The sequence below is a fragment of the Acinetobacter sp. ANC 3832 genome (genome assembly GCF_002135415.1).
Classification (GTDB): Bacteria; Pseudomonadota; Gammaproteobacteria; order Pseudomonadales; family Moraxellaceae; genus Acinetobacter.
Map to the genome: position 1 here is coordinate 76,902 of NZ_NEGJ01000010.1, position 15,136 is coordinate 92,037.

Sequence of the window (15,136 nt, forward strand, 5' to 3'; positions counted from 1 at the left end):
GATGTTTACGCCTCAAGCCATTCATCTTGGACCTATTATGCTACCTTGGGGTATTGTTACCCCTTTGTTTAGCCTTATCATAGTAGTATTCATTGCAGGTCTTTTTAAACAGAAATACCACGTTCAAGCTGAACAATGGAATCAATTCAAAGATTCAATTTGGACTGCAATTCTGATTGCTTTGCTTTTTGCACGAATTGGATTCGTTTTACTGAATTTGGATAGCTATTTACAACATCCTGTAGATATTTTAAAAATTCAAGACAAAGGCTTTCAGTTTTATATTGGTGTAATTGCAGGGTCGTTGTGGATTATTTTGAAAAATAAATCACTTTCAAAAATATTTTTAACCCTGTGCTTTGCTATTTTTATAATCGCCAATGCAATTGGCTTGAGTATTTTTAAACACGTACAACAGCAATATCAACAATTTCCTCAGGTTCAACTCAATAATTTAAACCAACAGTCGGTGAAATTGACACAATTTGTAGGAAAACCCACAGTAATCAATTTATGGGCAAGTTGGTGTCCACCTTGTCATCGTGAAATGCCTGTATTGAATCAAGCACAAACTGCATATAAAGATGTTCAATTTATCTTTATTAACCAAGGCGAAGACACATCTACCATTCAGCAATATATGCTCAACAACCAACTTCATTTACATCATGTTTTACTTGATCCCGAAGGTTTAACTGCACAATCTACAGGCATGTATGGTTTGCCAAGTACATTATTTTTTGATGCAAGTGGTAAATTAATCGATACCCATATGGGTGAAATTAATCATGCTGTTTTAGATCAAAAAGTTAAAAAATTATTTGTAGAATAAGGAGCAATAGCATTGTTTAATTTAAAAACTCTCAGCATTTACTCACTTGGTTTGTTGCTTAGCACATCTATTTTTGCCGACACAAATCTAATTAAAGACAAATTAGAAAAAGAAGGCTACACCTTTGTAAAACAGATAGATGCACCTGAAGGGCTGATTGGTTGGACGGGCTATAAAGAGGAATATCCTTCTACTGTATTTATCTCTAAAGACCAAAAATATTATATTGTTGGTGATTTAATGGATAAAGAAGGCAAAAATTTAACTGAACAAGCGATTAATACCCATGTTAAAGGCGCTGTTTTAGATGAGATTTGGAAGAGTTTAGAAAATTCAACATGGATTCAGGATGGTGATGCTCAAGCACCTAAAATTATTTATGTGTTTAATGATCCGAACTGTCCTTATTGCCATACTTTTTGGAAACAAGCTCGTCCTCTGGTCGAGTCAGGCAAAGTTCAATTAAAACATATTATGGTGGGCGTGATTCGCCCAAGTAGTAAAGGACAAGCTGCAACGATTTTAAACTCTTCAGACCCGAAAGAAGTATTTAAACAATATAATTTAGCTGATGGTAAATCTAAAGTGAAAGAAATGCAGAATATTCCTAAAAAACTTTCTGAGCAACTTGATGCCAATACCAAGCTAATGGATAAATATGGTTTTTATGCCACACCTGCAATGGTTTGGAAAGATGCTCATGGTGTGATACAGAGCCAACAAGGTGCACCGAAAGATATTAAAAAGTTATTGGATTAAAAATATAAAATGGTATGAAATTTATTTCATACCATTTTTATATTCAAAAAATCTACGTACTCATGCAAAAATTTCTCATAAAATGAAATTATAATTTCTTCATAGATCTATTCTTTTCTAGCTTTGTAAACAGTTCTAAAACCAACATGACTCATCGCAAGATTGGCTTCCTGTGATTGTCTCGCTGTTGCACGATATCGCGCACAATAATTATCTGCACACAAATATGAACCCCCTTTAATGGTGTAATTATTAGAAATATTATTAATATTCCCAAGTTGCCCATGATTCCCTAAATGGTCATCATGACTACCTAAAAAGGGAGAACTGGTATATTCCCATACATTACCAATCATGTCATATAAACCAAAAGGATTTGCTTGATAGCAACCTACTGGAGCAACATCTTCAAAACCATCTTTTACTTCATTTTTGTAAGGGAATGACCTTGCCAGACATTAGCATTAATATGAATACCATTATTCATCGCTTTTACATCACGTTCTTGACCAAATCCTTTAGCAGCAAACTCCCATTGTTCTTCTGTTGGTATTTCATGACCTAGCCAATCTGCATAAGCAATGGCATCTTTTAAAGTAATAAACCGAACAGCTTCATTCGGTAAAATTTTTCTTTGCGCACTAATTCCCCATGGAAATCTCCAGAAAACATCCTTTTCTAATTTCCACCACCCTAACTCTTTTACAACATTAATTGGTTTTTCAAAAATAGCAGCTTCACCTTGTTGCTCTGCTTCAGTGATATAATTTGTTGCCTTAATAAAAGATTCAAACTGTGCATTGGTCACCTCAGTTTTATCAATGTAAAAGTCATCAACATGACGTTGGCTATTTATTAAAGATTTTTCTTCAGCATACGCCTGATTATTACCAATCTCATAATCGCTTCCTTCAATTAAAATCATTCCTGCTTTTTTATTCTTTAACCATTCAGAAGGTAAACCTGTATAACGTTGACATAATTTCAAACTACCCAATTTATCGTATCTTGCTGATGCTTCTTGAATTTGATGTTCTTTATTTTGACTACACCCAGATAAAGCTAAATAACTTAATAATTTTGCTTGAATGTATAACCAAAATTAGAAAAAACTGCATAAGCATCAATGTCTTGATCACCATATTTACCAAATTGTTGAATATATTCGAGGTCATAATTAAAACTTTTGTGACGACCAAATAACCGAGCACCTATACTTTTCCGGTTTTGCTCTACAAATGTATTTGTTAACATCCGTTGATCATGATGCATATCAAAATAATATACGTCTAATTGAGGTTGACTTAATCTCTGATTATCTAATTTAGAGTTTACATAAATACCTTTTAATTCAAGATTTTGATCAGTCTTATCATCAAATAAATCAACTTTGACATGATCTTTGTAGTTAAGCCATGCTCTTAGACCATCATAATTATATTGAACATTACTACCATCACGGGTCGATACTATAATTTTACTCCCCAATGGCATCACAAAACGACCTGGTCTAAAGCTAAAATTAATGTCATCTGTTAAATTAAATCGATAATCAAAAAATAATTTTTGAATATCAAAAGCATCATAATTTGCTGGTGTAGGCACTTCAGCATCAAATGCCCAATTATCGCCAAGCTCTAAAAATAATCTAAAGTTTTTGTTAAAATGCAAATCTTCAAAAAATCTTAGTCGTTGCGCAACTGATTCATTACGATCATTAGGATTTAAATTTGCTGAAGCATGATTTAAATACTCATACATCCAACGACCTTCTCCCCCAATAGTTAAATAATTTTCTGGATTTGAACCTAATCCAATATAATTTAGGTTTTCAGACCAAGTATTCTGTTTATTATCAAAACCACTTAAATATTGATAATCATTATTCCATGCTATAAATCTAGGACCACCTAAATCATCGGGTATAACTCTTTGAGCATAAATATTTTCTAAGAAAAAAATTAAGCATAAACCTAGTGAAATTTTTTCCATTATCATTAACACAACATCCTTGTTCTATATTTTAACAATTTAATTAATGTATTAATAAAAATAATAAAAAACAACCTATAATTTAAAACCTATTTAAAATTAATATATTAATAAATATATGCTTTTAAAAAAATAAATGGCATAAATTTAGACTTATTTAAAAATTATTAATGAAATGAGATTAATACCATGATATTAATCTCATCTTTTTTACTAATTAATGATGATCCTTATCGTCAGTCAATTTTAAAGTTGGAGTACTATCAAAGAAATTCCATGGTTTTAACATGGTATATACCCATTCTGTTGGCATAATTGGCCATTCTTCAGCTCGTGCAACATGTGTTGTTCCTGTCGTCATCCAAACGACTAAATCTTTATTATTAATATTGTCATTATTCGCAACAAACTGCCCTAAGCCTGTATCTGTCATCGAACGATTTGAATATTTACCTTCAGGGAATTTTTCATTAATATCATATTTTGTAACCCAAATTTGTTTATCCATAAAACTTAGACGCTTAAACAACCATTCATCTTTAGAGAAGTTTGCCCCTTTTGCGATTGGATGAGTACCACCAGCAAATGGAATAATTTGATACGATATTGGGTTACCCATTTTATTTTCTTTATTGGTATTCGATAGTAGTCGAATTGTCGATGGATCAAACTTTTGTGCAGCCTCTTGTTCTGTATCTACAATACGCTCTTTGACCTCCATTGCACTTGAACGTGGTCCACCACTCACATTTTTAGTTACAATAGGATCTAATTCCATAAAACTATTATTCTCGCCATCTACATCCATATCCAAGCGGAAGTTATAAATATGTTGATGTGTTGTTCCTACAATATTATGATCAATTAAAGTACCATAACGTGTGTCTTCTTTAGCAGTTGCATCATGCATCGTTTTTGATTTAACACCTTTTACAGCTTCAATCCCTGTAGCACCTGCATTAATACCAATAATACCGTTATTATTTAAAACCCAATCGAAAATATAGTCATAGTTTCCAACTGTACTAATCCATCGAATCACCAACTCACGACGTTCTACACTAATATTAGGTTGGTTCATCTCTTGATGTTTAAATTCAGGCCCTGCATAACGTTCAAAAATAGCAATTGCATTCGGAATCACTCTTGGTTGACCCATGTAATCAGCAATTACAGCATCAAGCAGTACAGCATTATCTGGTGCATCAACTCCCTTTTCAATTGAAGAGGTTAATGTTCCCATTCCATATTCACCAGAGTCTAAGTAGGATTTAAAATACCACCCCATATCAGGATCACCATAAGGAACAACCATCCCCCCCAAGTTCCCTTCATACATAACTTTACGTTTTATCCCTTTGTCTTTATACGTTACCGTAGAAAGTTGCAAACCTACACGCGAATCTAAACCTACATGAAAGCACCATGGCCCCCAATGAATTGTTTGACCTGTAATAGAGAAATTTTTACCTTCTGGCTCAACAATCTGTAGCGACTTAAATTGCTTTTTATCATTTTTAGGTAAAATAGAATTAGGTGCCATAGGAACAGGAATAATTGCACCCTCTTCTAATTTCACAATTTTTTTATTGTCTAAGTCCACAACAGCAACTAAATTTTCAATTGGATGTGCCCAATAATTACCATCACCTGTGTCCAAATAAGAAACTACTTTTAATACATTTAGCTCATGATCCAGACCATCTTTACCACCAAAGAATCCCACAGTCAGAGGCGTAGTCACGACTTTTGAAATATCTTTAACACCGCGCTTAGCTAAGGCTTTTTTATAATTAATATCTTTAGTAACAATTTCTTGTACAGCGACCATGTCATCATATAACACCATGCCATGTGTATTATCTAGAACATTCCATTGTGTAACTTGCTGAGATTTAAGATCTACTTCCCCTTCAATAACTTGCTTACCTTTCAGTAAGGTAAAAATAGCTATACGATCCTCTTTATATGGCGTATTTTTTAAGAAAAAATTCCAAACTTTTTCTTTATCTGGTTCTTTTAATTTAATTTCTGAAAAGCGCATATTTTTATATGCATAATTGGATTTTGAAATCACTTCGAATGTTGTAGATATCTCTTGAGATGTCAAACCATTTAATGGATGAGGTACAGCTTCCACTTTAAAAGTTTGATCTAAACCAGATTGAAATACTTCCTTTGCAAACTCTTTACTCACAATTGGTTTACCATCTTTGATGACCAAAGGTACACTCACTTTTAATGGCTTACCATTTACCAGAACACTATCTGAATTTGGCTTTGCACGAACAACTAAAGATCCTTTTGAAATTGTATAAATATTAGCAAATTCATCTTTTTGTACATTAGCCCCAAAATCGCTCATATTTTGATAGAGTGGAACCATCTCTGCAGCTTGCCCATGTGCTAAAGCATACTGATTAACACTTAATAATGCTGTTGCAACTGTTAAATTAATGCTTAACCATTTTTTAAATGATTGCGTGATTTCATTATATTGCATTCTGTCATATCCATTTAAGCCAACTTATTTATTTAAATTAAATGAATAGCAGAAATAATAAATCATCCTTAAGAATGATTTATTTTAAAAAATTACACAGTAACTCCTGTCGATTTCTTACATTAGTTTTTTGATAGATATGCTGAATATGTGTTTTTACTGTTGCTAAACTACAATTTAACTTTTCAGCAATAAAGCTATTTTCCAAACCATTAAATATTTCTTCTAAAATCACAATTTCTTTTTTTGTCAAACTATATTGCTCTATAAACAAACTCTTATCTAGAGTATCCATATTGTGTTGAAAATATTTTTCAGACAAAAAATAAAATGATTGAAATAGTTTTTTATCCTGTTCTGTGAATTGTTTTTTATTATTCTCTCGAACTATACTTAACCCTGCTATTGGCTCACCGTTACGCTTTCTAAAAAAAATTTCGGCAGTGTCCTGAATTTGCCATCTCTGCATAAAATCTTGATATTCTTCATTGCAGTTATATTCATGTAATAATTCAACATGAGTATTTCTATGTGAATAAAAGTTTCGGAAACATACAGGGTCTTGTTGTATTTTACCACCCAAATATTCATCTAAAGAATTTTTTGAAATATTATATGAATGATAGTTATGCGTATAATTAATATTATCAATTGAATATAATAAGTAACCATCAATATCTAAAACTCGTTGAACCTGTTTAACAAAGTTAAGACTAAACTGTGTCAAAAAATTTTGATTTAACATAAATTCCCACCTTCCTTTTGGAAATTTTATATGCAACAAATAAGCCAGAAAAAGCCTCTTACATCCTATAAGAGGCTTTTTCCTATTATTGCGTAATATGAATTGCTTGCTTATGCGTAAATAATAATAAACCATCTAAACCAAATGAATAACCTAATCCTGATAGCTTCCACCCACCAAACACTGCAGCTGGTGATAAATCTGAATGGCTATTAATCCAGACAGTTCCACATTCTAGCTGATTCGCAATATATTCAGCCTTTGCTATATCTTTGCTCCAAACTGAACCACCCAATCCAAACTGCGTATTATTCGCACGCTTAATAACATCATCAATATCACTGAATTTTACAATAGGTAATACTGGACCAAATTGCTCTTCATCTACTAATGCTATACCTTCTTGCACATCTGTGACCAAAGTTGGCGCAATAAAGTAACCAGATTCCTTAAATTGTTTTCTTATTGTAATAACTTGACCACCTTGTGCTATTGCATCATCAATCAACATGTTAACTTTATGATATTGCATTTTGTTTTGTACAGGCCCAAATGTTGTAGATGAGTCTAATCCATCACCTATAACCTGAGCATTGGCTATTTCCACCAATTTATTAGTTAACTTATCAAATATTTTTTCATGCACATAAAGGCGTTTTAAAGCAGCACATGTTTGCCCCATATTTAAAAATGCTGAACCAAAAATTTTTTCTGCCACCGAATCAATATCAATATCATCCAATACAATTCCAACATCATTCCCGCCTAGTTCAAGTACAACACTTTTCAAAGTATTTACTGAGTGACTTAAAATACTTTGGCCTGTTCGAGTAGAGCCTGTAAAGGTAACTTTAGCAATATCTGGATGTTCGCTTAATGCTTGTCCAATATCACCTTTTCCTAACACTAGGCTACATACACCTTTTGGTAAATGACGATTAATTATTTCAACCAACTTTACCGTACTCAGTGGTGTGTATTCAGATGGTTTATTTACAATACAGTTTTTAGTCTTCAATGCAGGAAATAAATGCCAAATTGCGATCATAAAAGGCCAATTCCAAGGTGTAATAGAAGCAACCACACCTAAAGGGCGATTGAATACTTTTATTTTTTTCCCACTAGGATCTTCAATCGTTTCGACTGGAATTTCTAAATTTGCAATGTATTCAATCCAACTTGCCCCAGCTTGAACCTCAAACTCCGCTAATCCCAAAGGTTTACCTTGCTCCAAGGTAATTAAATGTGCTATTTCATCCGACTCTTTACGAATATCTGCGGCAATTTTTGTAAAAAAACCATTAACATTTGAGTCAGAACTATTTTTCCATTGTTTAGAAGCAGTTAAAGCGTCTTGAATCGTTTGATTGACCTGTTCAACGGTTGCACCATCGACACTTATAATCTCTTTTTCATTCGCTGGGTTTAGAACACTAAAACGTTCACCTAAACCCTGAGCTTTTTCACCATTTATATATAAAGCAGTATTCATCTAATTATTCCCTAATGTTATTCATGCTTTTATCGCTATAGAATTCTATCTATGATTATTTTCATGAAACTCATCCTAAAGGATGATTTTTAGAATTAACTTTCACTAAACTATCGAACAATCTATAAGTTTCTATGTTCGTTGCATTAATAAAGCAACACCTTTTTCTGCAATAGCAATAGTAGGTGCATTGGTATTGCCACTTGGAATTGATGGAAAAACTGAGCAATCTATGACACTTAAATTTTCAATACCATGTACCTGTAATTGCAAATTTACCACTGAATTCATACTATCAGCACCCATTCTGCATGTTCCTACAGGATGGTATGTCGTTTTACACGTTTTGCGAATAAATTCAATTAATGCTTGATCATCATGATGAATTTTTCCCGGTGGAGAAAAAATATCGCCAAGTTGTTGCTTAAATGACGGCATATTCAGCATATCAAGACCAAATTTTGTCGCTCGAAGCATACCTTGGACATCATCAGGATGACTCAGTAAATTACCTTGGATTTTTACAGTATCATTTGGATTTGTACTCTTTAATAATATTTCACCACGAGATTTGGGACGAAGAAAACAATTTTTTAAAGTAATTCCATGTGTCTTTCCCTTACCTAATCCATCTGGATCATCCCAAGTATCAAGTCCAGGTAAAAAATGTGCTTGAACATCAGGACGACCCTCTTGATTTGTATCAATAAATGCTCCCCCCTCTAAAATGTTTGATGACACAACACCTGTGCGAGTAAATATCCATTGTGCCCCATTTTTAATTTTCTTAAGGCCTAAGTCCTGACCATAAAGAGAAATCGGCTGTTTGGTTTCTGCATTAATGGATACATGTAAATGATCATGATAGTTTTTCCCTACGGGTAAATCTTGTAAAACAACAATACCGAAATCCTTTAAATGCTTTTCTGGACCAACTCCCGATAGCATTAAAATTTTAGGTGTACCTATAGATCCTGCACTAAGAACAATTTGTTTTCGTGCTTTAAATATATGCTTTTTACCCTCAATCTCACATTCAATTGCACAAGCAGTTTTATTGTCAAAAAGTACTTTATGTACCAATACATTTAATTTTAAGGCTAGTTTTGGATGTTGCTGAACTAATTTCAAATAGGTCTGAGAAGCACTTGCTCGCTCACCATTCTGAGTTGTTGTTTGGAAAAACCCGACACCTTGTTGTTTACTTCCATTAAAATCATTCACATAAGGCAAACCTAACTCTTGACCTGCTTTAATAAAAGTTTGTGTTAAAGGATGTCTATAACGATTTTCACTTACAGATAGCGGCCCCTGAGTGCCATGATAAGGCTCAGATAAACTTTCATTTTTCTCTGCTTTTTTAAAATAAGGCAATAAAGATTCAAAATCCCAACCTACACATCCGTCATCTTTTGCCCATGAATCATAATCTTCTTGATGACCTCGAATATAGATCATACCGTTTACTGAGCTACTGCCACCTAAAACCTTACCTTGAGCACAGGTCATTCGACGCTGATTTGTATTTAAATCAGGTTCAGTAGTGTAATCCCATGTTTTAGTTGGAATGACCTCAGATAGCCCAGCAGGCATTTTGATAAAAATATTATCGTCATTCCCACCTGCTTCGAGTAATAATACGCTGCCTTTATTTTCTTGTATTAGCCGTGTTGCAACTACACATCCTGCTGATCCTGCACCACACACAATATAGTCATATTCCTGTATATCCATTACTTCATCCTTTTAAACCAATCGCGACTTAAATTTTTTGTTATGCTGAACTTGATAAATCATTTAAGTGGAATAATCATCCCATCTTTACCTACAGTAATTTCACCTTGATAAAATGCTCCAACATCTTTTTTCCAAACATCATCCGTTAAATCAGGATCACCTACGGGAACGATATGACTTAATACAAGTTGTTTTACTTTGGCATTTGTAGCAGTTTTTCCCACATCTTGTGGTGTAATATGATGAGCAATTACGGCATCTCTAAAGCTTGGACCATATCCCATACGTTTTGCTAAACGATCTATGCCATCTGCATGAGCAACTTCATGCACAAGAATATCTGCATGCTGAGCAAATTTTGCAAAAGGTGGGTAATAATTAGTGTCACCTGAAAAAACAATTTTTTGTTGTTTTGCTGTATCAAATTTAAAAGCAAATGCTTCACCCATTTTAAATGGTTTATGTGGAACTCGTTTTGCTGTTACTGTGACATTTTCATCTTTATATACATCTCCTTCATCAAACTCATAAACTTTCAAAAAATTACTCAGAGGTTCTCGACCTTCATCTTCATAACGCAATTTAATATCTACGTTATATGCTTTTAAAAGATTATCAGTCATTTCCTTCGTGCCTTTAGGACCATAAACTTTAATTTCATGATCAAGGCTACTTAACCAGCTATTCATGAGTAAAGCTGGGTAATCTAAAATATGATCGCTATGTAAATGAGTAATAAAAATAGCTTTAATATTTTTAAGTGGCACTTTTGCCTCTAATAATCGATAACTTGCACCATAACCCGCATCAATAACATATACATCTTTATTAATGACCAATGCACTCGATTGTGGTAATGATTTTGAGGAATATAAAGATGGTCCACCTTTAGTCCCCAATAAAATTAAATTATCTTGTGCCGTTGCAGAAGATCCGGCAGAAAAAATTCCAATTGATAAAACATTCAAAAATAATTTTTTAAATTTAAACATATCCATGTCTCTATTAGCTGCTGTACATAGAAGATTTCTACCTTCTATATAAAATATTGAATACTAAAATTAATTAACATTTTAAATCCACAATGTTAATATATTAACTAATTAAAAATCAATCAACCTTTTTTACAATTTAAGAGTGTTAAAGTGCCAAAAATGTTCCAGAGCCTCAGATACCCTAACTTCAGAAACTACTTTATAGGGCATACTTTATCTACGTTAGGGACATGGATTCAGCAAGTCGCTTTAGCATGGCTTGTATATGAGCTAACAAAATCTGCTACTTTACTGGGTGTAATTGCTTTTTTTGCGATGGCTCCACAATTAATACTTAGCCCATTTGTCGGTGCTGTGATAGATAAAATAAATAAACGATATGCTCTTATTTTTATACAATTTTTATTTTTCTTCCAGTCTCTTCTGCTGGCATATTTAACATATGCTAATTTGCTAAATAGTACGAGTATCATGGGCACATCTTTACTAATAGGTATTTTTACAGCAATAGATACTCCGTTACGGCAATCCTTTATCAGCGATCTTGTTAACGATAAAAATAATATTGCAAATGCACTCGCACTCAATGCTATGATTTTTAATTCATGTCGTTTTATTGGGCCACCTATTGCTGGATTTTTACTGGCTGTAAGTAATGCTTTCACTTGTTTCATATTGAATGCTTTTTCATACCTTCTTCTCATTATCTCTTTAATTTTAATGAAAGATGTAAAAACATCTAAAACAACTGGAAAGATAAAAAATGTACTAAAGGAAGGATATATTTTTGTTTTTAAAAATAAAAATTATTCAAAAATGATGTTAAATGTGGCTTTTCTTAATCTAACCGCATCAAGCTATGTTGCTATATTACCTATTTTTGCAAAAGATCACTTAAAAGGTAATGAAACAACATTAGGATACTTATGGGGAATGGCTGGTATTGGTTCGTTACTTTCCTCTGTAATACTCGCCAATACTCAAAATTTTGAGCGTATTCAACAGAGAATTTTTCTAAATATGATCTTATGTGCAAGTGCACTTTTCGTACTTGGATTAATGAATATGCAATTGAGCTATTATTTTGCAATGTTGCTTTTAGGTTTTGGGATTTCTACAGCAAATGTATCAACCAATATTCTTATTCAACATAACACTCCAGCTTTACTTCGAGGTCGTGTTGTTTCAATTTATACATCTATTAGATTTGGTTTCGATGCCGTTGGCGGTCTAATTGCAGGTTTATTAGCAACATGGATAGGTGCTAAAACAACCATGTTTAGCTTTGGATGCATCCTTGCATTCTATTTGGTTATTTGTTCATGCAGAAGAAATACTAGGGCGCGTCCTCATTTGAAGTATATATTTCGCTCATGAGTTGTATTCCATTAAGATACATTAACATCGTTGTCTAGAATTAAACCTCCGATCATGTCACGTAGAGTCATTACAGACGAAATTTAGACCCAAATCCAACAAACTATGCGATTCTATGGCTGTTATCGCTCACGAAATAGTAAAAATATTATGGAAGCTTCGTACTGGTGCTCCGTGGCATGATATTTCTGAAGATCTTTACCCATGGCAAACTGCTTACAACCGGTTTAATCGTTGGGCTAGTAAAGGGCTTTGGAAGATTTTTTTTTAAATTACGAGGCGTATTGGATAAAGAATGGGGCTTTATTGATAGAAGCTATATCCGCGCACATCAGCATGCAAGTGGAGCTCAGCATGGTGAGGATAGAGTAATTGGAAAATCAAGAGGTGGAGCAACTACAAAAATTCACCTTGCCGTCGATGCGAGTAGATACCCGATTGATTTTGAAATGACTGGCGGTGAAGTCCACGACAGTCAAGTTGCAAGCCAATTAATTGGATTGGTCGGTGAAGCAGAGTATTTGATTGCAGACAAAGGCTATGATGCAGAGGATATTCGTGAAGTTGCTCAAAATCATCATATGATTCCGATCATTCCAAGAAAGTCTAACAGTAAAAAATTAAACATTGAGTTTGATCATTACCTTTATGGATTAAGGCATCTCGTTGAAAATGCGTTTGCTCGCTTAAAACATTTCCGAGGTATTGCCACTCGTTTTGATAAGTTAGCTCGCAATTACAAATCAATGTTATTTTTGGCTTGCTCATTTATTTGGTGCAAAGCCAAATGAGGACAGACCATAAACTTACCCCATAACTTCTTTCTAATATGTTAATGACTACTTTTAAAAAATAGCTTTTTGATGATTTTCAAATAATTGCCTTTCAAGCTCTTTAATTTGTTGTTCAGGTATTAATGATAGAAATTTGTTCGGGTATTTCCTGTGCTTTGAGTTCAGGAATAATATTTTGTAAAAGTTGATAAATTGTACCTGTCATCATTTGCTCTTCTTTGTTATTAATGTTGTCTTTTAAAAAGTTGTACGATTTTCAATTGTTTTGGCAGTTAATTGTTGAATATCAAGTTGATCTTGAACAATCAAAAATTGCATAGTGTTCAATTAAAACCTCTTCACCTTTAAACTGCTTTTCAAATAGTTTGCAAAACTTTTCAATCTTACTATCTTCATTGGGCACAACCAACCAATAAAAATGCTCCGCATAAATTAAAAGCATTTCAAACTTACGTGTTTTTGCTGCATTTAAAATTTCTTCAAAGATGATGTCATAAACCTGATCATGTACATTATAGTAACGACCGATCACTTCTTTATGTTTTTCAAAATGTTCAAATAAAGGTTTCGCTCGTTTTCGAATGATCGTCTGTACAGCCTGAATATCAACATGATGATCATGCAAAATTGCACTGCACTCTAAGCCATTTTCACTATATACATTACGATCAATTTTCATAAGATAGCTACGATAACTATTTCCAGATTTTTCAGCAGCAATCCATTCTAAAAAGTTCTGAAAATTTCTACGATATTTCTTTTTCGGAATTTTTCGAGGCTCAAGCTCTGGAAACCAATGTAACAACTGTGTGTAAATTTTTTTATCGTCCATTTCATTCTTCTATATTTGCTTTAAACTTTGTTTTAACAAGCATGTGTAATTTTCATGGCTCGCTAAAATCAGTACATTTTAAAGAAAGAACTTTAAGCAATTATGACGAAATCCCCCTCATAACAATCAATTACATACTTATACAAAAACATTTAAAAAAATTAGGTGATAACATAAAAAATAGTTTAATAGATTAATTTTTTAATTTACTGAATTAAAACAATCACTTTAACTCAATTTTAGGATGAGGTGCTGTATATGAGCGAAAGTGGTTTATGATGAAATCATTGGCTGAATAACACTTTAACGATAAAATAGAAAAATGCGTCAACAGATGTAGAACTGATTGTATCGATATACAAACAATTTCCCTGTCTGAAAACATCAATAACATTTATTCATAAGGATTTTTTAATTCATGGCACTGTTTGCTGTCATCGGTTTAGGAAGCTTCGGCGCTACTGTTGCGCTAGAATTAACTCAATTGAATCACGATGTGATTGGTATAGATACAACCAAAAAATATGTAGAAAGTATTGCAGATAAAATCAGCCATGCTGTTATTGCTGATGCAACCGATGAGCGCGTACTTGATGAATTAAATATCAAAAATTGTGATGCAGTTGTGGTTGCCATTGGTGAAAATATTGAAGCCAGTATTTTATGTGTTTTGCATTTAAAAAATTTAGGTATTGAAAAAATTTGGGTAAAAGCCAAATCTAAATCACACCATATGATTTTGTCGCATTTAGGCATTACCAAAATTATTCACCCTGAAGAAGATATGGGAATTCGAATTGCCCAATCTTTAAGTTATCCAATGATTCGACGCTATATGGCATTGAATAACGAACGATATATTGTTAAAGCTGAAATTGCTGCCAATTTACAAGGGATGCAATATCAGACCTTAATGGAAGAAGCCTACGATTTAAAAACGTTGTTATTACAACGTGGCTCACATGTTTTATATGAAATAGCGCCTGGAACCATTTTACAGGAAAAGGATATTTTAATTATTGAAGGTCCTGTAGAAATGTTAAAGAAACTTTCTACTCGCTTCTTGTAAACATAGGCG

11 protein-coding genes and 2 pseudogenes are annotated in these 15,136 nt (G+C 33.1%); 5 read left to right on the forward strand and 8 right to left on the reverse strand.

Annotated elements, in window-relative coordinates; genetic code table 11:
* The first annotated feature begins 1 nt into the window (after window position 1).
* Window positions 2-832 carry a TlpA disulfide reductase family protein gene (locus B9T35_RS13690; RefSeq protein ID WP_086191659.1) on the forward strand — a complete coding sequence of 277 codons (831 nt, stop codon included), beginning with the start codon at window positions 2-4 and terminating at the stop codon, window positions 830-832.
* Between the two features lie 12 nt (window positions 833-844).
* A complete protein-coding gene (gene dsbG / locus B9T35_RS13695) occupies window positions 845-1,591 on the forward strand; it encodes a thiol:disulfide interchange protein DsbG (RefSeq protein WP_086191660.1) in 747 nt (248 codons plus the stop codon).
* Between the two features lie 107 nt (window positions 1,592-1,698).
* Here the strand turns inward: dsbG and B9T35_RS13700 are convergent.
* From B9T35_RS13700 to B9T35_RS13730, 7 genes and pseudogenes are all read right to left on the reverse strand, one after another.
* Window positions 1,699-2,681, reverse strand: a pseudogene (locus B9T35_RS13700) (SUMF1/EgtB/PvdO family nonheme iron enzyme).
* Complete coding sequence (locus B9T35_RS13705; RefSeq protein WP_171264285.1) at window positions 2,663-3,583, reverse strand: alginate export family protein; 921 nt, start codon at window positions 3,581-3,583, stop codon at window positions 2,663-2,665. The pseudogene B9T35_RS13700 and the gene B9T35_RS13705 overlap by 19 nt, the downstream one beginning before the upstream one ends.
* Window positions 3,584-3,800: 217 nt before the next feature.
* Window positions 3,801-6,086 (reverse strand): primary-amine oxidase, encoded by a 2,286-nt coding sequence (tynA, locus tag B9T35_RS13710; protein WP_086191662.1) that lies wholly within the window; start codon window positions 6,084-6,086, stop codon window positions 3,801-3,803.
* Window positions 6,087-6,165: 79 nt separating this feature from the next.
* Window positions 6,166-6,831 carry a helix-turn-helix transcriptional regulator gene (locus B9T35_RS13715; RefSeq protein WP_086191711.1) on the reverse strand — a complete coding sequence of 222 codons (666 nt, stop codon included), beginning with the start codon at window positions 6,829-6,831 and terminating at the stop codon, window positions 6,166-6,168.
* An 85-nt stretch (window positions 6,832-6,916) separates the two neighbouring features.
* Complete coding sequence (locus B9T35_RS13720) at window positions 6,917-8,323, reverse strand: aldehyde dehydrogenase family protein (protein ID WP_086191663.1); 1,407 nt, start codon at window positions 8,321-8,323, stop codon at window positions 6,917-6,919.
* Window positions 8,324-8,455: 132 nt separating this feature from the next.
* Window positions 8,456-10,057, reverse strand: coding sequence for a GMC family oxidoreductase (locus tag B9T35_RS13725; protein WP_086191664.1), 1,602 nt, complete (start codon window positions 10,055-10,057; stop codon window positions 8,456-8,458).
* A gap of 59 nt (window positions 10,058-10,116) precedes the next feature.
* Window positions 10,117-11,052 carry an MBL fold metallo-hydrolase gene (locus tag B9T35_RS13730; RefSeq protein WP_086191665.1) on the reverse strand — a complete coding sequence of 312 codons (936 nt, stop codon included), beginning with the start codon at window positions 11,050-11,052 and terminating at the stop codon, window positions 10,117-10,119.
* Between the two features lie 162 nt (window positions 11,053-11,214).
* Here B9T35_RS13730 and B9T35_RS13735 point away from each other — a divergent pair, with 162 nt between their 5' ends.
* Complete coding sequence (locus B9T35_RS13735) at window positions 11,215-12,432, forward strand: MFS transporter (protein WP_086191712.1); 1,218 nt, start codon at window positions 11,215-11,217, stop codon at window positions 12,430-12,432.
* A gap of 105 nt (window positions 12,433-12,537) precedes the next feature.
* A pseudogene (locus B9T35_RS13740) lies at window positions 12,538-13,223 on the forward strand (IS5 family transposase).
* A 289-nt stretch (window positions 13,224-13,512) separates the two neighbouring features.
* On the opposite strand, the gene B9T35_RS13745 reads toward B9T35_RS13740, so the two are convergent.
* Window positions 13,513-14,058: a hypothetical protein gene (locus B9T35_RS13745; RefSeq protein ID WP_086191666.1), complete on the reverse strand. Its 546-nt coding sequence runs from the start codon at window positions 14,056-14,058 to the stop codon at window positions 13,513-13,515.
* 418 nt (window positions 14,059-14,476) lie between these two features.
* On the opposite strand from B9T35_RS13745, the gene B9T35_RS13750 reads away from it, so the two are divergent.
* A complete protein-coding gene (locus B9T35_RS13750; RefSeq protein WP_086191667.1) occupies window positions 14,477-15,127 on the forward strand; it encodes a potassium channel family protein in 651 nt (216 codons plus the stop codon).
* The last annotated feature ends 9 nt before the right edge of the window (window positions 15,128-15,136 follow it).